Here is a 23,516-nt window from a genome sequence, read left to right as displayed (position 1 = left end):
CTCTGGGCGATTACACTGTGATGTAAAATACTGGTTCAGCCCAATAATTCAGCTAATGACCAGGTTTCCTTACGACCAGTTCGCCAAAGACTATCTTAAAGAATTGTTACAACCATTAGGAGAAGTGGAAACCAGTCGGAAAGTTCCAGCCCAAATCCGAGAAATCGATGTTTATTTTGTACCTGCACCGCAATCGGTAAAGAATACAATAGAATTAGGGCTGTTAGGAAAATTTGCGGCTGAACCTGCATTAGTTGAACCATTTAGAAATGCCGCGACAATTGCGGAAATCCGCAGTTGTATGAATAAGTTATTTGATATCTTTGCTGAAGTAAAACGCCAAGCTAAAGGTGATAAAACTCGGCTTGCAGAATCAGAATTACCACGTTTGTGGATTTTGTCACCCACAGCTTCTGAATCTATACTAGATGGTTTTAGAACTAATCTAGATCCAGATAATTGGGGAATAGGAGTACATTTTTTAGGCGATTACTTTAGAACAGCAATTGTAGTAATTCACCAGTTACCGCGTTCAGAAGAAACACTATGGTTGAGAATTTTAGGTAAGGGAAGAGTCCAGCAACAAGCAATAGACGAACTAGAAGCACTTCCCCAAAATAATCCCTTACGTTCCAAAGCAATTGATTTATTATTGAATTTAAAGACTACCTTAGAATTCAATCAGAATATAGACGAAGAGGATAGAGATTTAATTATGCGCTTATCACCTATTTACGAGCAGAAATTAGCAGAAGTTAAACAAGAAGGAATCCAAGAAGGAATTCAAGAAGGAATTCAAGAAGGAATTCAAGAAGGAATCCAAGTAGAACGTCGTAATGTTATAGAGAATTTGTTACGAGTTCGCTTTGGTTCGTTAGATTCAGAACTAAGAGTAATTAGTGAAGCTTTATTGACATTATCACCAGAAGAATTTACTCCTTTATTGCTGCAACTATCTAGAGAAGAATTATTAGATAGGTTCATTTAAAATAACTAAGTTACCAATAAATCGGACAATTGGATTAAAAAACATGCCATTGCTTAACCCACAGCCTTTACCATGACAGTTGTACCCAACGACCATCGCTTTCAACCCATAAATCTTTTTGAGTACGAAAAGCTAGCAAAAGAGCATCTGTCTCAAATGACCCTTGATTACTATAGCAGTGGTGCTTGGGACGAAATCACATTACGAGATAATCGTGCTGCCTTTGAGCGAATTAAGTTAAGACCTCGGATATTAGTCGATGTTAGCGATCGCAATCTAACTACCTCCATTTTAGGACAACCCCTGCAACTACCTTTGTTAATTGCACCAATGGCCTTTCAATGTCTAGCCCATCCAGACGGAGAAGTAGCCACGGCTCTAGCCGGCGCATCAGCAGGTGTAGGCATGGTATTAAGTACAATGGCCACAAAGAGCATTGAAGAAGTAGCGACTGCGTGTGATAAATTTCCAGATTCTCTGCGATGGTTCCAGCTTTACATCCATAAAGACCGAGGATTAACTCGTGCTTTGGTAGAAAAAGCCTATAAAGCTGGTTACAAAGCACTTTGTCTAACAGTAGATGCGCCTGTTCTCGGACAACGCGAAAGAGATAGACGTAACGAGTTTGCTTTACCTACAGACTTACATCTGGCTAATCTCGCAGCCATATCAGGGCTAGATATTTCCCATGAAAAAGGCGAATCTGGGTTATTTACCTATTTTGCCCAACAGCTAAACCCAGCAGTAACTTGGGACGATTTGGAATGGTTGCAATCTTTGTCTCCACTACCTTTAGTTATCAAAGGAGTTTTACGGGGAGATGATGCTGTGCGGGCTGTAGAATATGGCGCTAAAGCAATTGTTGTTTCCAATCATGGTGGCAGACAACTCGATGGTGCGATCGCTTCTCTAGATGCCCTAGTTGAAATAGTAGCAGCAGTGAATGGTAAAGTAGAAGTGCTGCTGGATGGAGGCATTCGCAGAGGCACAGACATTATCAAAGCTCTGGCATTAGGAGCAAAAGCAGTGCTAATCGGACGACCTATTTTATGGGGACTAGCAGTTGCAGGACAAGTCGGTGTATCTCATGTCATCTCACTGCTACAAGATGAGTTGAATGTAGGGATGGCACTTAGCGGCTGTGCAAAACTACAGGATATTAACCCTAGTTTTTTGACCTTACCACGCCTTTAAGCCTTCTATGATGGTTATTAGAGCTATGATTCCAAAAAAACTTTGAGAATTAACTTTCAAATTTGTGACAAAATCCTTTAACTAGAGTATGATAGTTAAGTTGGATCTAATGGGCGGGTGGCGGAATTGGTAGACGCACCACACTCAAAATGTGGCGGCCTTACGGTCATAGGAGTTCGATTCTCCTCCTGCCCACTATCAAGTAAGTACTAAAGAGGTTATAAATTATGCGCCTCAAAAGATGGGAATCTCCCCGTAAAGAAGGCAGAAATGACAAAGGCAGAGGTGGTTCTGCTAGGAAGAGACAACTCAAAAAGCAAAGGCAAATGTTACTGCAAAGGCTCAAAGAAGCTAACAAACCAGAGAATAACAAAAATAATAGAGCAGGGGAAGATAAATTTATCTTCCCCTTATTTTTTGATTTTTATTTCAGAAAAAATCAAGCTTAAGTATTTTTCAATACATAGACAGAATTGAATCTGTTGTAACCTTGAAAGATTACGACAAAAATTTATTAGCAATTACTTAAAATATCCTAACTGAAATTAAACCTCTTAAGCCTATACTTACGTATCAAAATCAGCAAACTGAGTGGCTGATATCTTAACTTTTTCAAGCAAAAGTTACGTAAAATATGTTACTCAGTGACAAAAGTTTTATAGGAATTTATCGCAATTGTAATGCTTACATAAACTAATCAAAAATTAATTATGAAGAAAGGATGAATTTTGTCAACCAACCTCTTAAATCCTTAGCTTAAAACAGTAAGCTAGGACACAACAGCAAGTAAATCTAGTATTACTGACTTAAGCTAAAAGTATACTAAGAACGCAATTGCACCTCCACGTGTTAACTTCCAATGATGAGACAAGCCTACAAAAAGTCAGGAGTCATCCAATCCGAATTATTCAATATTTGGAATGGTCTATGTAATCTATGGATTTTTTTCTTGGACACAGGAGTTATTGATGGTGGCAAGAGTGCCTCTACCTACTAAAAAAGTGCTTGATTTTCCTATTACTGCTTTACGCTTTGACCTTCAGATACAAACAATACTGAAGTGGGCAAGTAGGCGTGAAAGTAAAAGTGTGTATGTAGCCAACGTACACATGCTTATTGAAGCTCATTGGAATCCAGAGTTTGCTGCCGTATTACGAAATGCAGATATAGTTACTCCTGATGGTATGCCTCTTGTATGGATGATGCGAAAAATGGGCGCGTCTCAGCAAGACCGTGTAGCCGGGATGGATATCTTTCTAGCATTGTGTCAGCGAACTCAAACACAAAATCTTAGTATTTTCTTTGTCGGTTCCCAAACGGAAATTCTCTCTAGGATGCAAAAAAGGTTAGAGCAGGAATTTCCACAGATGAAGATTGCGGCGATGGAGCCTTTACCCTTTCGTCCCCTAACTGAAACTGAAGACGAAGCTTTGGTTAAAAAGATTAATTCTAGTGGTGCTAGTGCCGTCTTGGTATCGCTGGGATGTCCTAAGCAAGAAAATTGGATAGCTCAACATAAGGGTAAGATACAAGCTGTAATGATTGGACTGGGTGGAGTTTTTCCAGTTTATGCAGGAATTCACAAGCGTGCGCCCCGCATAATTCGAGACTTAGGACTTGAATGGCTGTATCGATGGATTCAAGAACCGCGCCGACTTTGCAGCCGCTATGCTAAGACCATTCCACTATTTATATGGCTGGCTACGAAGCAACTACTATCATCAAGTCGGATTGCAGCAGTCTTCCTTCACGAGACTGGGGATTAAGAAAAAGTGAAAAGAAATAATCTAGTTGCCCCTAGCTTTGAATATCAAAGCTAGGGGCAGCTTTTTGAACTTAAATTTTATAGTAAAAATCCATTATCTGAAATAAACCATTAAAGTACTTGACATTAACCTAGGACTAAGTGTTATATTAACTAGAGTAAGCTCGTTGGGGCGTCGCCAAGTGGTAAGGCAGCGGGTTTTGGTCTCGCCATCCCTGGGTTCGAATCCTAGCGCCCCAGTAAATCTAGAAGACAAGTATAAAAGCCTGTCTTCTAGATTTTTTAATTACATATTTTAGATGCGTCTCAATGCATCTAATTCTATAAATGTTACTTATCAGGTGACTTGAGAGCTTGATCGAGAGTTTGCCGAGCCTGTTCTGCTTTAGATCGGGCATCTTGATAACGCAAGTTAGCTTGGGCGAAGTTTTTGAGGACTTTAAAACCTTCCTTAAGTCGAGTAATTTCCTCTTCCGTAACCGAATCGTCAGTGAACAGAACGTCAACCGCTTTGCGAATTTCTAACGCTTCAGATCGTGATTCTTGAACTTTCAGCTTGAGTGTGGCTAGGTTACTTAAAACCTGGACAGCTTGTGTAATCGTATCCTCACCGCTAGCAGTATCAATAGGTGACTCTTTAACCTCAATTAATTGTTGAGGGCCAAATCCTTCTTCTAGTTCCGTGGGTAGCTTACCTGCATCCATCAGTTCCATCAGTTGATCCATTGCTTTATCACGGGCTTTGGCTGAATCTTTTCCAGAAACAGTAAGGATAATTTCTGGACTTTGAGCGAGAGTATATTGAACCATATTTGAGCAGAAAATTTGCTGGTTAACCAAGCTGAGGGAAAAATTATAACATGTTGCGTGTCAGGTCATTTGTTGGTTTATCTGTTTCGATGACGGGTTGCCAAATTGATGTAATTTCATGCTTCATTCCTACCTGTGCTAAGTCGATCAAAATAAAACTTTATACTTAAGAATAGGGTAATAAATTTCAACAGGAGGGGAGAGCAATGGCTCCCAATCCCACCATCATGCAGGCTGTGGAAAAACTGGGCTACCGTGTCACCGTTGGTGATGTGGCAACTCAGGCAGGATTGAACGTCGCTGAAGCTAATCAAAGCTTGTTGGCCCTGGCATCTGATGCTGGCGGACATTTGCAAGTAGCGGATTCAGGTGATATAGTTTACCTTTTTCCAGAAAACTTTCGAGCAATTTTACGTAATAAATACTTCCAGTTACAATTGCAGGAATGGTGGAAAAAGGTCTGGAATGTACTGTTTTATCTGATTCGCATTTCTTTTGGAATTTTCTTAACTGTTTCCATCGCTCTGATAATTATTACCATCTACATTATCATTAACTCTACCAATTCAGACCGTAATGGTAATAGTCGGAGCAGTAATTCCGGCGGTGGGGGTTTCTTCTATTTTCCAAATTTATTCTGGTATCTTAGCCCAAATTATGAGACTCACTACGAGGAACGACGACGTGGAAGCCGAGAAGAAAGCAATCTGAATTTCTTTGAAGCTGTATTTTCGTTTTTGTTTGGCGATGGGAATCCTAACGCCAACTTAGACGAACGTCGCTGGCAAGAAATTGCTGCGGTGATTCAGAGTAATCGTGGTGCAGTGGTAGCAGAACAAATTGCCCCATACTTGGATGACATTGGCGAAGGATATACAAGAGAGTACGAAGATTACATGCTGCCCGTTCTGACGCGATTTAATGGGCAACCAGCAGTAAGTCCCGAAGGGCAAATTGTTTATTACTTCCCAGAGTTACAGGTGAGTGCAGTTAAAAAGCGCCGTCATTCAATCTCACCTTACTTAGAGGAATTGCCTTGGCGTTTTAGTGCTGCAAGTTCAGGGCAAATTATGTTGAGTGCGGGGTTGGGTGGACTAAATTTTGTTGGTGCTTTAGTATTGGGAAGTTTGTTGAGAGATGGCACTGTTGCCGTCCAATTGGGTGGACTAGTAGCTTTTGTGCAAGGAATTTATTGGCTGCTATTGGCTTACGGAGCAGGTTTTTTAGGTATACCGTTATTGCGTTATTTCTGGATTCGGTGGCGTAATCCCAAAATTGCCGATCGCAACCGCGATCGCCTTTCCCGATCGCGGCTATTGGCTGATCCTGATGCACCTTTGCAACAAAAAATCGACTATGCCCAACAATTTGCCACAGAAAAAGTCATTAGTAAAGAAGATTTAGTGTATTCTAGCGAAACTGACTTACTCGACCAGGAAGTTGAGCGTTCTGCACAGATTGATGCTGAATGGCAACGGCGGTTAGACGAGTCATAAGTACGAAATGTAGGGGCAATTCATCAATTGCTCCTACGGTAAATCAAGGCTTTCACTGCCTTTTTGTGTAAGTCCTGTTGTTAGATTAGGATGCGTTTCCCCTGATTTCTCAACCTTGAGGTTTTGATAGTACTTGTAATTCTTCCCAAGTGTAGTGACGGGGTAGTTCAATTGGTTTATCATTGGCTCCTAATCTCAATCCAATTGTTGGCTGGAGTTCTTCAATGAATTCCTCAGTGTACCCCGCTAGCTGATTACCTGCAACGCCACCGACGATCGCTCCTGCAATCCCAGCGATCGCAGCCCCAACTTTACCACCAATAGAGTGACCGAGTGCGGCTCCTGCTACGCCACCTCCCACAGCGCCTAAACTTGTAGCTACGGGATGAGAATCTGTTGCATCTGAGGCGATTTGTTGAGATTCAATCTGCTGTTCATCGTTTGTCATCATGTTCCTCCTTGTGATTTCAAGCGTTCAGCGATGCGCTGCTGCAAGCAGGTCGCCAACGCGCAACGCATTCGCCATAATCGTTAATGTCGGGTTAGCACCTGAATTTGACGGAAAGAAACTACTATCTACTACGTAGAGATTATTAACATCATGAGTACGGCAATTGATATCAAGGACTGAGGTTTTAGGATCGTTGCCAAATCGACAAGTACCGCATTGATGACCAACTGCTGCTTCTGGTAACTGGGTGCGGGGATAAAGGCTAAATGGTAGGGCGTGTTTAGCGGAGTGAGGAATTGATTTTAATACAGATGTCCAACGATGGATTAAGCGATCGCTCGCTTCGGTATTATTCAGTGTATATTCAACGTGAATCTTATCACCCACTACATGAACCCGATTATTTGGATCTGGTAAATCTTCTGTCTGTAACCACCAACCAACCGAACGTTCAGCAAGCAAATGGCGCTCAAACTGAGGAATTAATTTTACAAACGGAGCCATTAGCGGCGGCGCTTCTGCGGGAATCATATCTGCAAGGACATTGCCGGTATTCTGCACCATCCCCATCGGATAAGGAAAATCCGGCTCTCCCCAATAAAAATCATTAACTGCGATCGTTTTTTGAAAGTTGGCGCGATTCACTTCTAGATGGATGGAAACGATCGCGGTTTCCAACTGTTTCATGAAATTCCGCCCCACTTGATCGGAACTGTTTGCTAATCCATTGGGATGCTTATCGTTAGCAGACTTTAATAACAAAGCAGCTGAGTTGACAGAACCACAGGCAACAACTACAATATCACCTGCAAACCAATGCCGCTCCCCAGCAATTTCAGTTTCTACGCTTGTAATCTCTCGTCCCGATTCGCTGGTATGTAACCGCAAGACTTTGGCATTAGTTAAGAGACTTAAATTAGCATACATTTCGCGGGTGGGACGAATGGCATTGACATCCGCATCGGCTTTTGCATCTACAAGACAGGGATATCCATCAAAGGTATCGCAGCGAATGCAGGGGCTTTTGGTGCGATCGCTTTCATTGAGTTTTAATCCTAATGGTAGATGAAATGGGTAATAACCCAGTTCGCGGATGCCGTCAGCAAGAGACTGCATATCCGGCTCATGACTGACTGGCGGATAGGGATATGGTTCGCTACGAGGTGGTTCGGTGGGGTCTTCCCCTTCTTTACCATGCACGTCATACAGCTTTTCTGCTTGCGTGTAGTATGGCTCAAAGTCTTGATATTTCAAAGGCCATTCTGGAGAAATTCCTCCTTTGTGAATTACCCTTTCAAAATCTCGCTCCCGTAATCGAATTAAGGCTGCGCCGTAGAGTTTGGTATTGCCGCCAACCCAGTAGCCTGTCTGTGGCTGAAAGGCAATACCTTCTTTGTTATACCATTCCTCATCTGTGTGATAACGATGCTTTTGATAGACCTCCTGTGGACTCCAGTTAGCTTTCTCTCTGGGCAAAAAGTCGCCTCGTTCTAGTACTAGAATTTTTTTACCTGTGGGTGCGAGGCGGTGAGCTAGTGTACCTCCACCGGCTCCCGTACCGATGATGATGATGTCGTAGTGTTCTGTAATGTTCATTAATATATACAGGAGGTTGCAAATTATTTTTATCTCTCCTTTATTCTCAGTGTTCTCCGTGCCTCTGCGGTTTAAAAAATATTTATTTAACCACAGAGGCGCAGAGAACACAGAGAAAAGAGGAATTATTGTCCAAAAATTTTACCCACCTTGAAAGGGCAAGCCCTAACTTAGCGCTTGCTACTAACTTAAGGCGATCGCTGAATCAAATCAACTGTACCACGCCGTAATTCATCAACAGTTGGCTTCTGGTTCAAGCGCATCAATTCTGAGATAGCTGCTGTTTCTCGATCGCGATGGCTGGTTGCAACTGCCAAGACTTGATTGTTTTTGATGTAGAAAGCAATGAATTCTTGTTTTTGCAAATCTCCATCCACAACTATTTCATCCCAACTTTCGGCGTGTCCAGCATAGCGCAACGAAAATTTGAATTGCATCGTCCAGAAAAAGGGCAGCCCTCTAAATTTGACTGCTTTCCCTGCCATATTCTGGGCTGCAATTCGCCCCTGCTGGGCTGCAACTCGCCAATGTTCAACGCGAATCGATTCGCTTGTGCGCCAATCGGGATAACGGGCAATATCACCTGCGGCATAGATGCCATCAGCTGCACGCAAGTATTCATCAACAACAATACTGCCATCTTTGGGATACAAATCAATCCCCTTAAGAAAGTCTGTTGCAGGCTGTACGCCAATTCCGACAATTACTATATCTGCCTTCAAGCGATCGCCATTATCTAAAATTACGGCTTCTACTTTGTCACTACCCTCAAACTGTACCGCTTTCCTACCAAACTTAAAGGAAACGCCGTTCTCCTCATGGACTTGCTGAAAGATTTTGCCAATTTTCTCGCCCAGGGTTTTCTTAAAAGGTACAGAATCTGGTGAAATAACGGTTACTTGTAAGCCTTGTTGACTCAGCCCAGCTGCCGTTTCCATACCGATAAAACTGGAGCCGATGACTACCGCTTGTCCTTTTTGCTTGATGCTTGTCAAAATGCGATCGGCATCAGCAAAACTGCGTAATGTGAGAATATTTTGTAAATCTGCACCTGGAATATCTAGCTGGCGTGGTTTTCCTCCAGTTACTAGTAGTAAGGCATCATAGGTTAATGAATCACCATCAGTAAAGGCGATCGCTTTTGCCGTTGTTTGTACCTGTTCGACTTGTTTATTCAAAAGCACTTCAATGGCGTGTTCTTTGAAGAAATCGGGCGATCTCAGGGGCATTTCCTCCGAGGATGCCTTGCCAGTTAAATAACCTTTACTTAGTTTGGTGCGATCGTAGGGGAGCTTATCTTCTTGGGTAATCATGACGATTCGCCCTTGATATCCAGCTACTCGCAACGCTTGGGCGGCATGAATTCCTGCTGTACCTGCGCCTAAAATGACAAATGTTCGCCCATCAACGTTGGGGTTGAATTGCGCCATTGTGGGCGATTGCAATCCCGTAGTTTTCTCTGGTACGCTAACAATGACGTTTTCACTTTCAATCCGTACCTCATAGCTAGCTAAAGAATCCAAGCCAGGTGGCTCTTGTTGATCGCCAGTCGTCACGTCAAAACAGGCATTGTGCCAAGGGCAAACAACATGATGCCCATTCAGCACCCCATCTGCCAGTGGTGCGCCATAATGAGTGCAGTGTGCGCCAACAGCATAAAACTTTCCATCTATACGACTCAGTAAAATTTCTGTCTCACCGACAGAAACCTGTCGCATTTCACCATCATTCAGGTCATTGACATTAGCAACAACTGCTTCTATTTGTTTCATAACCAATTTCTTAAATAAGAATAAGAGCTAGTAGCTAGGCATTGCTAAATCAGACAGGACTTACGCAGAAGTAATGCAAAATCGAACCACAGAGGACGCAGAGGACACGGAGTAATAAGAGTTTGAGAGCTTTTTTGCGTAAGTGCTATCAGAGTATGAATTGTCAACATTCAGCATGACAAAATCAAATCCGCACTTTAAATCAGCAACGACTAGTACCTCAAGACAACTCGATCACAAACTAGCAACCGAGCCACCATCTACCCGATAATTAGAACCAACCACAAAGCTTGATTGCTCAGAGCAAAGGAATGCAATCACAGCCGCTACTTCTTCCGGTTTACCACGTCGTTTGAGTTCAATGTGAGGGCGCTGTTCATCAAGAAAACTATCAACTGCCTCATCAAAGCTGACACCCAATTCTTTTGAGCGCTTTTCCATCATTGCGTCAGTCATTGAGGTGGCGATATAGGCAGGAGAAACTGCATTTACCAGTACGCCATCTTTTGCATAAGCTTTAGATAAGTTTTTAGCAAGATTCAGTACAGCCGCTTTGCAAGCGCAGTAAGGTATCTCTTCTGGGTAGGGTTGTAGTGCATCTTCCGAACTGATGAGAATGACTCTTCCCCAACCAGCCTTACGCATCGCCCCGATAAAAGCGCGACAGGTGCGTACTGTCGCCATCAAGTCAACGTCAATTGTCTTATACCATTCCTCATCACTCAGTTCCAAGAAATCTCCTGTCGCACCTGTAATTCCTGCTGCATGAACGAGAATGTGAACTGTTCCGAAGCGCTTAAGAATTTGCTCTTTGGCAGATTCAATTTCTTTAGGCTGAGTGAGGTCTGCTTGAACCGGAAATATTTCTCCAAACTTTCTCAGTTCCTCAGCCGCCTGCTGAAGATTTTCTGAAGTCTTATCGACAATAGCAACCTTTGCACCCTCAAGAGCTAGCAGTTTAGCTGTCGCTTTACCAATGCCGGAATCACCTCCAGTAACTACAGCGACTTTACCTTTAAGACCAAGATCCATAAGCTATTTCTCTATTTTTTAAACTTGGAACAATTTATACAAAGCCGATTAATTGAGAAATATTCAGATAATTTTTGCTCGCACGCTTTAATTACTTTATGTCACAAATTTTGGATTTTCAACTCATCAATGGTATACATCCCAAATGATAAATTCAGCCTTTGGACATAGGTAAACTTGGAAAACAATTGTTTTAACTGAGATTTTTAATTAGAAAGTGGGAAAACTTTGGCATAACCCAGTGTGACAAAGACATTCTGAATATAAAATTTTAGATTCTACCTAATGGCTTAATTTTTATTTATGCCTAAAGATAGACTAATATTTCATTTCGATTTGATTTTTGTTTACACATAATGTAACTCAGTGCATATTTTGATATGTAAAAAATAGGTAAAATCTTCTAATTCATTATTCTTAAGCAAATAATTCAATTGATGTGTACTTTTAGAGCAATTTTGTATTTACTTTAACCTGCTATCTATCGACAGTAACCAAGTTAAATAAGCAGAGATTCTTATGGCTAAAACCATTGAGATTTACGACGATCGCTTACGTGCTATTGTATCTCCAGATGTTTCACTCCAAAAGCTAGCCAGCGGTGCAGTTCATAGTGAGGGGCCTGTTTACTTTCACGAAGACAACAGTGTTGTGTGGAGTGATGCTCACGGCAACCGCCTGTTACGTTGGAGTCCTACTGACAATGTGAGTGTCCTACGTGACCCATCTGATTATCAAAGCGGTAATTACCGCGACTTGGAGGGTCGCCTAGTTGCGTGTTCATCTGGTTTGCGTGCCATCATCCGCCGCGAACACAATGGTGAGTGGAAGGTTTTAGTCGATCGCTACCAAGGCAAACGCCTTAATAGTCCCAATGATTTGGTAGTGAAAAGCGATCGCACAATTTGGTTCACCGATCCGCCTTATGGTATCACTGAACCAAATCAAGGTTACGGCGGCGAACAGGAACAAACCGGAAGTTACGTGTATCGCTTCGACCCGGAAATAGGTGAGATTTATCCAGTAGTAATAGACATGGTGCGTCCTAACGGGTTGGCTTTTAGTCCAGACGAAAGTCTACTGTATGTTTCAGATACAGCTGCGTTTAATATACCTGGGGGGCCTCATCATATTCGTGTGTATGAGGTTGTGGATGGTTTGGCAAAAAATGGGCGTGTATTCGCAGTCATTGAGCCAGGACAACCCGATGGATTTCGGGTGGATAAGTACGGTAATGTTTTTACTAGTTCTAAAGATAGCGTGCAGATATACGCCCCCGATGGGACTCAGTTGGGAAAAATTCTTGTACCGGAGATATCTACTAATCTAACTTTTGGTGGTAACGAAGGCGATTCCGTTTCAGGGACACTGAGTCCTGCGGACACGCTACGCGAACGTGAACGCCTTTTTATCACAGCCGGTCATTCCTTATATGCTATCGACCTTAATACCCGTGGTGTACAGCAATGATTTATAAATTTGCGACTGGTGTAGCGATCGCCTTTTTTCTCGGTTCATTTAATTTCCCACAACTAAGTCCACAGTTGTTAAGTTCACTCTCTCCCGGTTATCCTGATGGATTTCCAGGATTGGCGCTTTTACTTCTCAGAGTTAGCCTTGGCTGGTTGTTTATATTACATGGCTATCCGAAAATAACGCATCTTCGCCAGTGGGCTGAGTCTCTAAAAACGCCTGTCGTTCTTTGCTTTTTATCAGCTGCATCGATGGTAGGTGGCGGAATTTTTCTAATTATTGGATTCCTGACACTTTTAGACACCTTACCCATTCTCTGCTCAATGATTTTTGCTATATATTTAGACATTTCTGGAAGTAAACCTTTTGTAGCCCAAGATCCATACTTAATTCCAGAAGACCAGTATAAAGGCCCTTTAGGCAAAGGCGAACCGCCAAGTTGGGAAAAAGCTTTTATGTACTGCGTCATGCTAATTGCGATCGCGGTTTTAGGCCCTGGTGCTTATTCCCTAGATACTCTCATTTTTGGACAGTAAAGTAGTGAGTGGCTAGGGAAGAGTATACGAATAGCTTGACTCAAGCTTTGAGATTCTGCATTACAAAATTTTACTACATCCATCGGTAATTTTGCACGTATTTCGTCATACCCCCTACATTAGTATAATAAATGTCAATAATCTATGATATTTGATTCATTAACTTAGGAAATCAGCAGTGCTACCAAATAAGCGTACTCCCACAAACCCAACTCAACGCTGGAAATTTTTACAACTTTTTGGACTGGTAAAACACAATCCTATGCTAGTTTCACAGAGGTTTTTATGCTGGGTAGTGGTGGGGACTGTTTGTGGTCTATTTGCTAGTTTGTACTGGAATATTTTGGAACTGATGACTCACCAACTAGAAAAGTTAGAGGGCGTGAGTCTGCTAATTGTTATGCCAATAGCTGGATTAATTGTTGGCTTGGTAATTCATTTTTTAGGCAATCCTGGGGAAATTGCTGTCATTGTCGATAATATCCATTTTCGTGGTGGACGTTTGGATATACGAAAAAATCCGGCAATGATTCTTGCTTCTTTGGTGAGTATCGCTGCTGGGGGTAGTGCAGGGCCAGAAGCGCCATTAGTACAGATTACAGGTTCTTTTGGTACATGGGTAGGCGATCGTCTCCGTCTCCAGGAGGAAGACCTGAGAACCATGAGTTTAGCAGCAATGGCGGCTGGCTTTACCGCCTTATTTGGCGCACCATTAGGTGGGGCAATGTTTGCGCTAGAAATTCTTCACCATCAACATATCATCGAATACTACGAAGCTTTAATGCCAGCTATTGTTTCCAGTTGCGCTAGTTATTTAGTATTTGCCTTCATCACCCATTTGGGAATTGCCCCCACGTGGCATTTTCCCGAATATAATTTACAGAACATTAATGATTTTGCTTGGGCTATCCTATTCGGAATCATTGGCGCTGTTGCAGGCTGGATTTTTATGGCTATTTTTCAAGGCTGTGACAGACTGTTGGCGATACTTCCCATTCCTATTTATGTTCGCACCACATTAGCAGGATTGGGCTTAGGTACTTTAGCAGCCTTCTTACCCCTAACCCGCTATTTCGGACATGAAGAATTAGAGTCAGTCTTAACTACTAATTTTTCAGTTGTTTTTCTCTTAATTTTAGCCTTGGGTAAGATGGCATCTATCAGTATGACAGTCACCGGTGGGTGGCGTGGTGGTTTTATTATTCCCTTATTTTTTACTGGTGCTTGTATTGGCAAAGCCATTGCAATTTTAATTCCGGAGGTAAATCCTACACTAGCTATGATCTGTACAATGGCAGCTATTAATGCAGCAGTAACGCGTACACCTATAAGTACAACTTTGTTGTTATCAAAACTGACTAATTTTAGCCCTTTTACTCCAATCCTTTTTGCTAGTCTGATTGGGTTTTTTCTCGCACCAAAAGTTCCCTTAATAGTTTCTCAACTTAAATCACAGCAGTCTCTTGAGGAAATATAAATGTCGCAAATATTATTTTAATTAGTATTAGTTTTGAAACCGCTCAAGTAAGTTGGCAGAAAAAATGATAACTATCTAACGAAAAGTTAAATAGGACTGTAGTCATTAAATTTAAAAGGTTTGCTACAAAAACCTTTTATCGAGATTGCTGAAAATATACCTAATATTCTCTCACGATTAGTAATCAATTAGCAAAATTGTATGTCCGTCAGGGTCTTTAACTAAACAACCCTTGCGATAAGGACTTCCACTATCAGTAAACTGCACAATCCGCGATGAGACAAACTCAACTCCATTTTGCTGTAACTTATCCACTAACTGCTCAATGTCATTAACAACTAGCTCGATTTGGATATGTGCAATATCGCAACTTTTCCAGTCACTCGGTATAGGACGACCTTTTCCAGGCACGAGATAGTCTAGCAATTCAATCCCTAAGCCGCCTTGAGCAGGTCGCAGTGATGTAATTCGGACTTCGGCTCCTGCTAAATTATCTAAGCTTGCTTGGGTTGCACGCCAGTTAAGATTGCGACTATCGACTTGCATCCCCAAAAGGTCGCGGTAAAAGTGTAGACTCTGTTCAGTGTTGGAAACTGCGATCGCACTATGATCGATTCCCAAAAACAAGCGATTCGTGTTCTGATGCCACTTGTCTTGTCCTTTATCGGTAGGAAACCAAATTAACTCTAAATCATGTCCATCGGGGTCTTTAAACTTAAAGGCGCGGACACCCCCAGATGTTTCATTATTGGATAGGATTGTCTGCGGAGCAACTGAAATGGGTTCAATCGGAAATGAACACACTTGTGCATAAGCGCGATCCATATCACTCACAACAATTGCGAAATGTTGAAACCAGATGTCATTACTTTGAGAATCTTTGGGGATGGGTTTTCCCTTAATATTGAAATACTCCATCAACTCGATGAGTTCATCACCTAGTTGTAAGGTGACAATGCGAATTTTTGCCTCAGTTATTCCTTGCAAGTCGCTGTAATCTTGTCCTTCAACTGTGATATCAGAAACTAATTCAAACCCCAGCGCTTGCGTGTAGAAATCAACAGAGTGATGGCAACTTGTCACCGTTAATCCAATAGCTCGAATTTTTTGTACCTGTACATAGGTTTTACTAGGCATATTCATCAACCAACGCTCCTTTTATCAATCCCTAGTCCCTACTCCCGTTTATCTTCATCTCCCAACATTTTAAGTAATTTTCTCGCAGCTATAATACCCACAACTCCTGCACCGACTATTTCCACAGCTTGCACCACTTTTTTCCCGACATCATGAGGATCGAGGTGATGGTGAAAAATCTCTTCATCTACCCATTCAGTTGTGGCTTTGAAGTCATGAATTGGTGTTGGCAAGAGCGTTAAATAAGTGCCTTGACGGATTAAATGCGCGGTTTCGCCTGAAACTTCAAAAACATTGAAAAGGTTAGCAGCAGCCTGATTTATCCCTAATTTCAAAAGGGTTCCACGAATATTAACCTTAACAGGTTTGAGTTCTTCTCCTAACGCTAATGCTTTCAAATTATGGGCAATATTAGCTCCTTGCTGATAAGCTACTTGAGCCGTAGGCGGTAGCGAATTATCCTGAACTGCTGCACAATCACCACCGACAAACACTTCTGGAAAATCGAGCAATTGCAACGTAGGAGTGACTAAGGGGCGATCGTGACGATCCCGATGTTCTTGAGGAATTGGTAAGTCTTTAATCAATGGATGGGTAGAAGTGCCAGCAGTCCAGATTGTGGTGTATGTTGGTAATGTCTTAACTTCATTATTGCTTTTATATTTAATTGCGTTGGGTTGAATAGTAACGGCTTCTGCTCCCATGAGAATTTCAACTGGTACAGTGCGTTTTTGTAGTTCTTTCTCCGCAATTGGACGCAACGGATCGTTAATATCACCATCAAGGATTTTTTGACCATGATTGAGCAGTATTACGCGAATTTCACTTAAATTTCCTCCCAAGGCGCTATACCAATGTGGGAGAAAATCAGCTAAAGTGGCTGCCATTTCCACGCCACTCGCACCACCACCAACTACGACTACTGTTAATAATTTACGGCGTTCTTCTGAATCTTCAGTTTTAGCTGCTTTTTGTAAACAGTCATGTAAATGTCTCTCAAGAGCGATCGCATCTGCTTGCGTCCAGAAAGGAAAGGCATTAATATTCGCACCCTCAACCTGATGATAGCCAGTAACACTGCCCAAAGCTAATACTAAGTTGCTGTAGTTATAGGAGTTCCCTGAAGTTAATTTGACTTCCCGTTGATGCAAGTCTATCGATTCCACTGTATCTTGCACAAAGATGACACCACTATCTTTAAGTAGTTCCGAAAAACGCGGGACTACCTGAAAGTTATCCATCTCGCCATCGAAATATTCATATAGTAGTGGCTTAAAGCAAAAGCGCTCGTCTTTATCAATCAAGATAACAGAACGAGGATAATGTTCGTGAGCTAGGTGTAAGGCTGTAAATAGACCTGTAAAACCACCGCCGACAATCACAGTTTGATAAACTGGGCTGTTCATAAAATCCCTCGTAAATCTTGTGAAATTAGAATGTTTAATTAATCAAAGTCTTGCTAGATGAATAAAAACAAAGCTATCAAAATAGCGCTGAGGAACACAGCAAATCCAATAGCGTATTCAACTCTGCGACTAAAAAATCCTACAGCAGCAATCAGAGCGATCGCTAGCCCAATAATGCCAACATATTGCTCTTTTTGTAACCCACGGGCAATTAGTGGGTCTCTACCAGGTACTGGAGTTTCTTGAATAGTTTTTTGGGCGCGTTCTGAAGCTGGGATTTCTTGTAAGAATAAATTCATCAAATTACTCCTTAAAACAATGGGATGTCTAAATTTTTTTATGCCCGCCAAAGATAGATAAGCGAGAAAAGAAAGACCCAAACTACATCAACAAAGTGCCAAAAAAGAGTAGTCGCACTTGTCCCGAAGTGAGTCTGATTATAGTTACCTGGAATGAATGAGCGAATCAGCATAATTATCTGAAGCACAACACCAGCCAGAACGTGTAGACCGTGGAAGCCTGTTAGTAAGTAAAATGTCGAACCAACTAACCCTGTAGTAATCTTAAAATCGAGACTTTTCCACTCAACTAACAGACCAACTAAGAAGTAACTTCCCATTGCGATCGTTATCAGCCATAGCCAGCGAAATTTACTAAGTTGATTTCGCTTGAGGGCATTTTCTGCTGGTTGAATGACAAAGCTGCTAGAAAGTAATACTACCGTATTAATAACCACAAGTGTAGATAATTCCGGGCCAGAAATACCAGGTGGTAGCCAGTTATGAGTAGTCAGTCGTAGAGCAACATAAGTAAAGATAAAACTCAAAAAGATAATGCTTTCTGATAGCAGGAAGACGGTAAATCCGAACATTCCTTTACCATGATGATCTTCATGAGTACCGCCACCACTTGGGAGGAAGCGCTGTAACCAATTTGGCAACCGTCGCCGCCACAAATCAAAACGGATAGGACTTTCATCTACATGACGACGTTGCATAATTCTAGTGTCTTCACTCACTGTTATCGGAATTTACGATTACTGAGTATTTTGGATTGCCGTAGTCATAAGGAGGTCTTGTCACGGTTGGAATCTCCTCAAAGTTATCTCGCGGAGGTGGTGAAGAGGTTGTCCATTCCAATCCAGTAGCGTGCCAAGGATTGTCAACTGCCCTCGGCCCGTAAAGCCAAGAACCTACTATGTTAGCAATAAAAGGCAGCGTGGATGCTCCTAGTAAGAATGATGCCAAGCTAGCGATGACGTTCCATCCTTGATACTGTGGATCGTAAGAAGAAACTCGGCGGAGCATCCCTTGTAAACCTAATGGGTGCATAGAAAAGAAGGTGATATTGGCAGGAATAAAGGTTAGCCAGAAATGCAACTTGCCCCAACCCTCAGCATACATTCTTCCAGTGATCTTGGGAAACCAGTAGTAAATTGCCGCGAAGATTGCCATTGTAATCGTGTTAAAAACGATGTAGTGGAAGTGTCCCACAACAAAGTAGGTGTTATTAACGTGGATATCAAACGGCGTGGCAGCAAGCATTACACCAGTAACACCACCAAAAATAAACATCGCTGCACCTCCCATCGCAAACAGCATTGGTGTTTCTAGATGTAGCTTGCTCCTCCAGATGGTGGCTGTCCAAGCGAAGGCTTTAATACCTGTGGGTATGGCAACTAACATTGAAGTCGCCATGAAGAACATCCGCATCCAGCCGGGGGTAGCACTGGTGAACATGTGATGTACCCAGACGAAGATGCTGATCCCAGCAATACCTAGTGTGGCGATCGCAACTGACCGATAACCAAATAAGGGATTGCGAGAAAATGCAGGCAGTATCTCAGCAAAAATACCGAAGGCTGGTAGTGCCATAATATAAACTGCTGGGTGCGAGTAGAACCAGAATAGATGCTGATAGATGATGGGATCGCCATTCCCATCCGGTTTAAAAAACTGTGTCCCGAAGGAGAGGTCAAGCAACAGCAGGATCAATGCAGCTGTCAAGGCTGGCAAATTAACCAGTTGCAATAATTGGGCGCTGAAAACCGACCAAACAAACACAGGCATCCGAAAAAACGTCATCCCTGGGGCCCGCATCCAAAAGATGGTTGTCACAAAGTTGACAGCCCCCATGATGGAAGAGATGCCTATTAAGACTAAGCTGACTATCCAAATAAATTCACCGTTAATGAACTGATCGCCTGGAATTTGCAGACTAATTGGGGGATAAGACCACCAGCCAGCTTGTGCAGTCCCGTTTGGCAGGAAGAAGCTAGACAGTAGTAAAAGACCTGCGGGTGGCAAAATCCAAAAGGAGATGGCATTGAGCAACGGAAAAGCCATATCCCGCGCCCCAATCATTAGCGGTACTAAGTAGTTAGAAAGACCTGCATTGAAGGGAATAATCCACAGGAAAATCATGATTGTCCCGTGCATGGTGAACAAACCGTTATAAAGCGGGCGATCGACCAAATTCGATTCTGGGGTGAGCAACTCTGCCCGAATCAGCATTGCCAACAACCCGCCAATCAGGAAGAAAATGAAGGTCATCACCATGTACTGAACTCCAATCACCTTATGATCGGTGTTGAAGCTGAAATATTGCCGCCAAGTATTACCCTGCTGGTTCTGCGATTCTCGATCCCCGGTAATCTCTTGACTAAAATCATGTGTCATTATTTAGCTTCCTTTTATTGGCAACTTCAGGTTGAGCAGGTGTGACGGTGTACCAGCCGCTATTAAACAATGTTTTTGGTGGTTGGATATTTTCGGCAACTGCTTGATTTACTGGAGTTTGTTCGTTAGTAGCAGTTTGCGTGAGCCACTGATTATATTTATCTAGGGATTCAACATATACATCCGTTTCCATTAAGGCAAAATAAGTACCGCTAAATTGAGAATCTTTCAGCCGATATTTACCTGCACGAATGGGTGTTAGCACAATATCAATGTTGCGCCCTGGAATAATATCCTGCTTTAAGCGAAACTCAGGGACGTAGAAACCGTGGATCACGTCTTGGGCTTGCAGATTTAAGCGAGTAGCACGATTGATCGGCAGATGTAATTGATTACTAGTAACATTATTTGGGTAACGAAAAGACCAATTCCACTGCTTAACGAAAACATCAATAGTTTCAGATGCAGGTTTTGGGACATCGCTAACGGTTGCAGCAACGGCGGGTGCAGATTCTAGAGGTGTATGCAAATGCACGATTTGCTTGAGACCTAAAATATCTAATTGCTGATAAATATTGAAGCTTTGGAAAGCAATCCACACTACTAACAAAGTTGGGGTTACTGTCCACAATATTTCTAGCCTTGCATCACCTCTAGAGGGGTGTCCTTCGGTGTAGTCTTCTGGGGGGGCGCGATGGAATGCGATCGCATACACGATAACGCCAACTAGCCCAAGCAAGATAAATGCTCCAATTGAGACTAAGAAGCTAAACAAATCATCTACCCGTTGTGCTTCTACTGTAGCTTGGGGAGGCATCCAAGAAAACGCCTGCTGTCCAATCCACCGACTGACTACGAGCAGTACTGCTACATAAACCGCTATCAATACATATTCAAAAACACTAAACATAAAATTCGATAAATTCTCGTTTAATTAGGGACTCCAAATAAAAAAATATTCCAAAACTGACATAAAAATCTTCTCTATTTCTCTTCTCTCTGTGTTCTCTGCGCCTCTATGGTTCGTTTATTTGGATAATTTATTTCCTGTAAATCCCTTATTTGCTGTCAACATTTTTAGAAATGGTATGAGCAGCAGTAACATGAACCCCAAACTCCTCTCCCAATTGCGCCCCTAAAGTTCCGTGAACGAATAATATGCCTAATATCGCAATCCCTGCTAACAAATAACTCCACTGCACCTGTCTGGAAGCATCCTTACGCCAGCGATAACGTTGCAAACCTCTCCATATAGTCATGGCTACAACGATCGCCAACAGCAAAACGCCACCTAAACCATGTAAAAGCATTGTCCAACCAGCACTTAACCCCCAAGCACTCTTTTGATCCACTGGCGGATTTGCCAACAGTAGCTCAAAAAAACCAGCCGCAACGGTGAAAAAGGTTATTGCTGCTGCTGCTATGAGATTGTACCAGCCGACATCAAAAAAGCTAGAACGGATGGCAGCCAATCCCAAAAATTTGAAAATTGGTTTTTCTAAAGAAAACAACACTCCTGCTATATCAAAAATGATGGCAATGATGAATAAACCCAGCGTTAGATGTACTAACTGCGGATGTAGAGGAATCTCGTAGGGTAATCCGTTAGCACCCAACCGTAATCTCAACTGATCGATCAGTTGCGAGTTCATGGTGAAACTCCCTGTTTCATGGCTTGAACTACAGGCTCGACGTGCAACCCATACACCCAAAACAGTTTACTCCCTAAATACACTTGCAAAAACACTAGGCAGACTAACAATGTTGCCGCTCCCAGGTAAACAGGCGGTACTTTTCGGGGGTTGCTGTTGCGAATCACAAAACGCCAAGCTGCGATCGCGGCAACAATGGCCGCCAATGACCAACCCAAGACGGTATGATAATTCAGTGTTGACTGGGCTGCTGGCTGGACTTGTGCTAGTCCTGCTTCAAATTGACCAAAGATAATCGCCATGAAAATTGCGATCGCAGCAACAAACATATTCCAAAAACTCACCTCAAATAAACGCACGTTGCGGGTGAAATAGCCTAGAACATCGCACACGAAAGAAAAAAGCACCATTGCGATGACGAAGTGGACGATGATGGGGTGTAGAGGGTCAGGATATGGTAAATTTTGGTTATTCAGAGACAGAGCAGGCATCGCTTTTTCCTTCATAAGTCTAGGTTATGTAGATGCTATCCACCTAACGCATCATTCATCTTGTCAAAAATACTACTGCTCAAGCCGTAACTAAAGTAATCAAAAAAGTTTTTAAAATTGTGATTCACTTAATTTTTAAAGTAAATTATCAAATAGAAGATATATCATTATTTACTATTTCTTAGTAACTATTTTTTCAACAACTAAAAGTCATCAAAATAACTCTAGTTTTAATTTTTTCATACCCAAACTAATATTAACGGTAACTGATAAGTAACGCTTATCCAAATATACCACAAATCATTGTTCAAATTGACATAACCTTTAAATTTCTTATTTAACAAATCTTAAAAATAAAGACATACTGTTGTCACAGGAATGACAAATAATCAAAATATTGGTCAGTAAAACAATATCCTATTTATCTCTCTCTGGATAGATTAGGCAAATACTATAGTTCTCTTAAGATGATAAAAAGTTTTGTTTTTCTCATCTAAGATTTACCGATTTAACTGGCTATATTGGCTAAAGCAATACTACACCAATAAAGCCAGAATATCACTTTTTAAAAGTATCGAAAGCATTATGAACTATTCCCCTTGTTTGCTCAAAGGTCAAAAAGCACTTGTGACAGGTGGTAGTTCTGGCATTGGTGAAGCTATAGCTCGCCATTTGGCTACATCAGGTGCAGCAGTAGCCATCAACTACCATTCTGAAGCTGAAGAAGCCCAAAAAATTGTTGATGATATCAAAGCTAATAATGGAGAAGCATTCGCCATTCAAGCCGATGTCAGCAAAGAAGACGAAGTAAAGGCAATGTTTAGCAAAACGCTCCAAGAATTTGGTACTATCGATATTTTAGTAAGTAATTCGGGCATTCAAAAAGACTCGGCATTTATCGATATGACCATAGAGCAATGGAATGCAGTTATTGGGATAAATCTGACGGGACAATTCTTGTGTGCGCGAGAAGCTGCAAAGGAATTCTTGCGTCGAGGTGTGAAGCCTGATATTTCATGTGCGGCGGGTAAGATTATTTGCATGAGTTCCGTGCATGAGGTAATTCCTTGGGCAGGTCACGTTAATTATGCTACTAGTAAGGGTGGCATTAATATGATGATGAAAAGTATTGCCCAAGAACTTGCCCCCCACAAAATTCGCGTTAATAGTATTGCTCCTGGTGCGATTAAAACCCCAATTAACAAATCAGCTTGGGATACTCCAGAAGCAGAAGCAAAGTTACTAAAACTGATTCCAGCAAAACGTGTAGGAAATGTTGAAGATATCGCTAAAGCAGCAGTTTGGCTGGCTTCTGATGAATCTGATTATGTTAACGGTACGACACTATTTGTAGATGGTGGCATGACCTTGTATCCAGGATTTACGGAAAATGGTTAAAAACAAGACTAGAGGCTAGTAACTATAGCAAGCCGATTTGATTGATTTTTGAAAAAATCAAAGATGAGTCTTATAGAACCCATTTGATATCTTTTTTAGGTAGCAGCTAGTCTTTTGAGCATCAATCTGATAAAACAAAGCTTGAGCTTGGCATTGGCACGAGC

The 23,516-nt window shown here is 42.0% G+C and carries 22 protein-coding genes and 2 tRNA genes; 11 read left to right on the top strand and 13 right to left on the bottom strand.

Annotation, left to right across the window (positions count from 1 at the left end; genetic code table 11):
- Positions 1 to 55: 55 nt before the first annotated feature.
- The 6 genes from V7K55_RS18180 (at position 56) to V7K55_RS18155 (ending at position 4,187) form a co-directional block, all read left to right on the top strand.
- Positions 56 to 988: a Yae1 family protein gene (locus tag V7K55_RS18180; RefSeq protein WP_334833908.1), complete on the top strand. Its 933-nt coding sequence runs from the start codon at positions 56 to 58 to the stop codon at positions 986 to 988.
- A 72-nt stretch (positions 989 to 1,060) separates the two neighbouring features.
- A complete protein-coding gene (locus V7K55_RS18175; protein WP_334833754.1) occupies positions 1,061 to 2,182 on the top strand; it encodes an alpha-hydroxy acid oxidase in 1,122 nt (373 codons plus the stop codon).
- Between the two features lie 111 nt (positions 2,183 to 2,293).
- Positions 2,294 to 2,377: transfer RNA gene (locus tag V7K55_RS18170), tRNA-Leu, on the top strand.
- Between the two features lie 32 nt (positions 2,378 to 2,409).
- Positions 2,410 to 2,631 carry a hypothetical protein gene (locus tag V7K55_RS18165; RefSeq protein WP_334833752.1) on the top strand — a complete coding sequence of 74 codons (222 nt, stop codon included), beginning with the start codon at positions 2,410 to 2,412 and terminating at the stop codon, positions 2,629 to 2,631.
- A gap of 519 nt (positions 2,632 to 3,150) precedes the next feature.
- Entirely contained in the window at positions 3,151 to 3,948 is a 798-nt protein-coding gene (locus V7K55_RS18160) for a WecB/TagA/CpsF family glycosyltransferase (protein ID WP_334833906.1), read from the top strand.
- Positions 3,949 to 4,115: 167 nt separating this feature from the next.
- Positions 4,116 to 4,187 (top strand) — tRNA-Gln (locus tag V7K55_RS18155).
- A gap of 90 nt (positions 4,188 to 4,277) precedes the next feature.
- Here the strand turns inward: V7K55_RS18155 and V7K55_RS18150 are convergent.
- The gene (locus V7K55_RS18150) at positions 4,278 to 4,757 is read right to left on the bottom strand and encodes a hypothetical protein (protein WP_334833750.1); all 480 of its coding nucleotides are present in this window, start codon (positions 4,755 to 4,757) and stop codon (positions 4,278 to 4,280) included.
- Positions 4,758 to 4,963: 206 nt separating this feature from the next.
- On the opposite strand from V7K55_RS18150, the gene V7K55_RS18145 reads away from it, so the two are divergent.
- A complete protein-coding gene (locus V7K55_RS18145; RefSeq protein WP_334833749.1) occupies positions 4,964 to 6,253 on the top strand; it encodes a hypothetical protein in 1,290 nt (429 codons plus the stop codon).
- A gap of 109 nt (positions 6,254 to 6,362) precedes the next feature.
- Here the strand turns inward: V7K55_RS18145 and V7K55_RS18140 are convergent, their stop codons facing one another.
- The 4 genes from V7K55_RS18140 to V7K55_RS18125 all read right to left on the bottom strand — a co-directional run bounded on the left by V7K55_RS18140 (position 6,363) and on the right by V7K55_RS18125 (position 11,104).
- Entirely contained in the window at positions 6,363 to 6,704 is a 342-nt protein-coding gene (locus V7K55_RS18140; RefSeq protein WP_334833747.1) for a hypothetical protein, read from the bottom strand.
- 24 nt (positions 6,705 to 6,728) lie between these two features.
- Positions 6,729 to 8,300, bottom strand: a complete 1,572-nt coding sequence (locus tag V7K55_RS18135) for a GMC family oxidoreductase (RefSeq protein ID WP_334833745.1) — start codon at positions 8,298 to 8,300, stop codon at positions 6,729 to 6,731.
- A 188-nt stretch (positions 8,301 to 8,488) separates the two neighbouring features.
- Positions 8,489 to 10,072, bottom strand: coding sequence for an FAD-dependent oxidoreductase (locus V7K55_RS18130; RefSeq protein ID WP_334833743.1), 1,584 nt, complete (start codon positions 10,070 to 10,072; stop codon positions 8,489 to 8,491).
- Positions 10,073 to 10,306: 234 nt separating this feature from the next.
- Entirely contained in the window at positions 10,307 to 11,104 is a 798-nt protein-coding gene (locus V7K55_RS18125) for an SDR family NAD(P)-dependent oxidoreductase (protein ID WP_334833741.1), read from the bottom strand.
- A gap of 519 nt (positions 11,105 to 11,623) precedes the next feature.
- On the opposite strand from V7K55_RS18125, the gene V7K55_RS18120 reads away from it, so the two are divergent.
- The 3 genes from V7K55_RS18120 to V7K55_RS18110 all read left to right on the top strand — a co-directional run bounded on the left by V7K55_RS18120 (position 11,624) and on the right by V7K55_RS18110 (position 14,590).
- On the top strand, positions 11,624 to 12,574 hold the full coding sequence (locus V7K55_RS18120; RefSeq protein ID WP_334833739.1) for an SMP-30/gluconolactonase/LRE family protein: 951 nt from the start codon (positions 11,624 to 11,626) through the stop codon (positions 12,572 to 12,574).
- Positions 12,571 to 13,113 (top strand): DoxX family protein, encoded by a 543-nt coding sequence (locus V7K55_RS18115; protein ID WP_334833737.1) that lies wholly within the window; start codon positions 12,571 to 12,573, stop codon positions 13,111 to 13,113. The genes V7K55_RS18120 and V7K55_RS18115 overlap by 4 nt, the downstream gene beginning before the upstream one ends.
- Positions 13,114 to 13,291: 178 nt before the next feature.
- On the top strand, positions 13,292 to 14,590 hold the full coding sequence (locus V7K55_RS18110) for a chloride channel protein (protein ID WP_334833735.1): 1,299 nt from the start codon (positions 13,292 to 13,294) through the stop codon (positions 14,588 to 14,590).
- A gap of 177 nt (positions 14,591 to 14,767) precedes the next feature.
- Here the strand turns inward: V7K55_RS18110 and V7K55_RS18105 are convergent, their stop codons facing one another.
- From V7K55_RS18105 to V7K55_RS18070, 8 genes are all read right to left on the bottom strand, one after another.
- The gene (locus V7K55_RS18105) at positions 14,768 to 15,733 is read right to left on the bottom strand and encodes a VOC family protein (protein ID WP_334833733.1); all 966 of its coding nucleotides are present in this window, start codon (positions 15,731 to 15,733) and stop codon (positions 14,768 to 14,770) included.
- A gap of 32 nt (positions 15,734 to 15,765) precedes the next feature.
- The gene (locus V7K55_RS18100) at positions 15,766 to 17,133 is read right to left on the bottom strand and encodes an NAD(P)/FAD-dependent oxidoreductase (protein ID WP_334833730.1); all 1,368 of its coding nucleotides are present in this window, start codon (positions 17,131 to 17,133) and stop codon (positions 15,766 to 15,768) included.
- 53 nt (positions 17,134 to 17,186) lie between these two features.
- Positions 17,187 to 17,432, bottom strand: coding sequence for a hypothetical protein (locus tag V7K55_RS18095; RefSeq protein WP_334833728.1), 246 nt, complete (start codon positions 17,430 to 17,432; stop codon positions 17,187 to 17,189).
- A gap of 38 nt (positions 17,433 to 17,470) precedes the next feature.
- Entirely contained in the window at positions 17,471 to 18,130 is a 660-nt protein-coding gene (locus V7K55_RS18090) for a cytochrome c oxidase subunit 3 (protein WP_334833725.1), read from the bottom strand.
- A gap of 13 nt (positions 18,131 to 18,143) precedes the next feature.
- Positions 18,144 to 19,811 (bottom strand): cytochrome c oxidase subunit I, encoded by a 1,668-nt coding sequence (locus V7K55_RS18085; protein WP_334833723.1) that lies wholly within the window; start codon positions 19,809 to 19,811, stop codon positions 18,144 to 18,146.
- Complete coding sequence (locus V7K55_RS18080) at positions 19,801 to 20,721, bottom strand: cytochrome c oxidase subunit II (protein ID WP_334833721.1); 921 nt, start codon at positions 20,719 to 20,721, stop codon at positions 19,801 to 19,803. Before V7K55_RS18080 ends, V7K55_RS18085 begins: the two co-directional genes overlap by 11 nt.
- 148 nt (positions 20,722 to 20,869) lie before the next feature.
- The gene (locus V7K55_RS18075) at positions 20,870 to 21,463 is read right to left on the bottom strand and encodes a DUF2231 domain-containing protein (protein ID WP_334833719.1); all 594 of its coding nucleotides are present in this window, start codon (positions 21,461 to 21,463) and stop codon (positions 20,870 to 20,872) included.
- Positions 21,460 to 21,954, bottom strand: a complete 495-nt coding sequence (locus V7K55_RS18070; RefSeq protein WP_334833716.1) for a DUF2231 domain-containing protein — start codon at positions 21,952 to 21,954, stop codon at positions 21,460 to 21,462. The genes V7K55_RS18075 and V7K55_RS18070 overlap by 4 nt, the downstream gene beginning before the upstream one ends.
- 585 nt (positions 21,955 to 22,539) lie before the next feature.
- Here V7K55_RS18070 and V7K55_RS18065 point away from each other — a divergent pair.
- Positions 22,540 to 23,352 (top strand): SDR family oxidoreductase, encoded by an 813-nt coding sequence (locus V7K55_RS18065; protein WP_334833713.1) that lies wholly within the window; start codon positions 22,540 to 22,542, stop codon positions 23,350 to 23,352.
- Positions 23,353 to 23,516 lie beyond the last annotated feature (164 nt).

Origin of the sequence: Nostoc sp. (assembly GCF_036919895.1) — a bacterium.
In the GTDB taxonomy this organism is placed as follows: domain Bacteria; phylum Cyanobacteriota; class Cyanobacteriia; order Cyanobacteriales; family Nostocaceae; genus Nostoc.
This window is presented reverse-complemented; position numbering and strand designations above follow the sequence as displayed.

What these genes read in the sequence shown, in the direction of transcription:
- V7K55_RS18090 (WP_334833725.1), bottom strand. Translation starts at nt 18,130, where the DNA reads ATGCAACGTCGTCATGTAGATGAAAGTCCTATCCGTTTTGATTTGTGG.
- V7K55_RS18125 (WP_334833741.1), bottom strand. Translation starts at nt 11,104, where the DNA reads ATGGATCTTGGTCTTAAAGGTAAAGTCGCTGTAGTTACTGGAGGTGAT.
- V7K55_RS18150 (WP_334833750.1), bottom strand. Translation starts at nt 4,757, where the DNA reads ATGGTTCAATATACTCTCGCTCAAAGTCCAGAAATTATCCTTACTGTT.
- V7K55_RS18065 (WP_334833713.1), top strand. Translation starts at nt 22,540, where the DNA reads ATGAACTATTCCCCTTGTTTGCTCAAAGGTCAAAAAGCACTTGTGACA.
- V7K55_RS18180 (WP_334833908.1), top strand. Translation starts at nt 56, where the DNA reads ATGACCAGGTTTCCTTACGACCAGTTCGCCAAAGACTATCTTAAAGAA.
- V7K55_RS18175 (WP_334833754.1), top strand. Translation starts at nt 1,061, where the DNA reads ATGACAGTTGTACCCAACGACCATCGCTTTCAACCCATAAATCTTTTT.
- V7K55_RS18120 (WP_334833739.1), top strand. Translation starts at nt 11,624, where the DNA reads ATGGCTAAAACCATTGAGATTTACGACGATCGCTTACGTGCTATTGTA.
- V7K55_RS18070 (WP_334833716.1), bottom strand. Translation starts at nt 21,954, where the DNA reads ATGCCTGCTCTGTCTCTGAATAACCAAAATTTACCATATCCTGACCCT.
- V7K55_RS18115 (WP_334833737.1), top strand. Translation starts at nt 12,571, where the DNA reads ATGATTTATAAATTTGCGACTGGTGTAGCGATCGCCTTTTTTCTCGGT.
- V7K55_RS18145 (WP_334833749.1), top strand. Translation starts at nt 4,964, where the DNA reads ATGGCTCCCAATCCCACCATCATGCAGGCTGTGGAAAAACTGGGCTAC.
- V7K55_RS18075 (WP_334833719.1), bottom strand. Translation starts at nt 21,463, where the DNA reads ATGAACTCGCAACTGATCGATCAGTTGAGATTACGGTTGGGTGCTAAC.
- V7K55_RS18080 (WP_334833721.1), bottom strand. Translation starts at nt 20,721, where the DNA reads ATGTTTAGTGTTTTTGAATATGTATTGATAGCGGTTTATGTAGCAGTA.
- V7K55_RS18160 (WP_334833906.1), top strand. Translation starts at nt 3,151, where the DNA reads ATGGTGGCAAGAGTGCCTCTACCTACTAAAAAAGTGCTTGATTTTCCT.
- V7K55_RS18140 (WP_334833747.1), bottom strand. Translation starts at nt 6,704, where the DNA reads ATGATGACAAACGATGAACAGCAGATTGAATCTCAACAAATCGCCTCA.
- V7K55_RS18130 (WP_334833743.1), bottom strand. Translation starts at nt 10,072, where the DNA reads ATGAAACAAATAGAAGCAGTTGTTGCTAATGTCAATGACCTGAATGAT.
- V7K55_RS18085 (WP_334833723.1), bottom strand. Translation starts at nt 19,811, where the DNA reads ATGACACATGATTTTAGTCAAGAGATTACCGGGGATCGAGAATCGCAG.
- V7K55_RS18135 (WP_334833745.1), bottom strand. Translation starts at nt 8,300, where the DNA reads ATGAACATTACAGAACACTACGACATCATCATCATCGGTACGGGAGCC.
- V7K55_RS18100 (WP_334833730.1), bottom strand. Translation starts at nt 17,133, where the DNA reads ATGAACAGCCCAGTTTATCAAACTGTGATTGTCGGCGGTGGTTTTACA.
- V7K55_RS18095 (WP_334833728.1), bottom strand. Translation starts at nt 17,432, where the DNA reads ATGAATTTATTCTTACAAGAAATCCCAGCTTCAGAACGCGCCCAAAAA.
- V7K55_RS18165 (WP_334833752.1), top strand. Translation starts at nt 2,410, where the DNA reads ATGCGCCTCAAAAGATGGGAATCTCCCCGTAAAGAAGGCAGAAATGAC.
- V7K55_RS18105 (WP_334833733.1), bottom strand. Translation starts at nt 15,733, where the DNA reads ATGAATATGCCTAGTAAAACCTATGTACAGGTACAAAAAATTCGAGCT.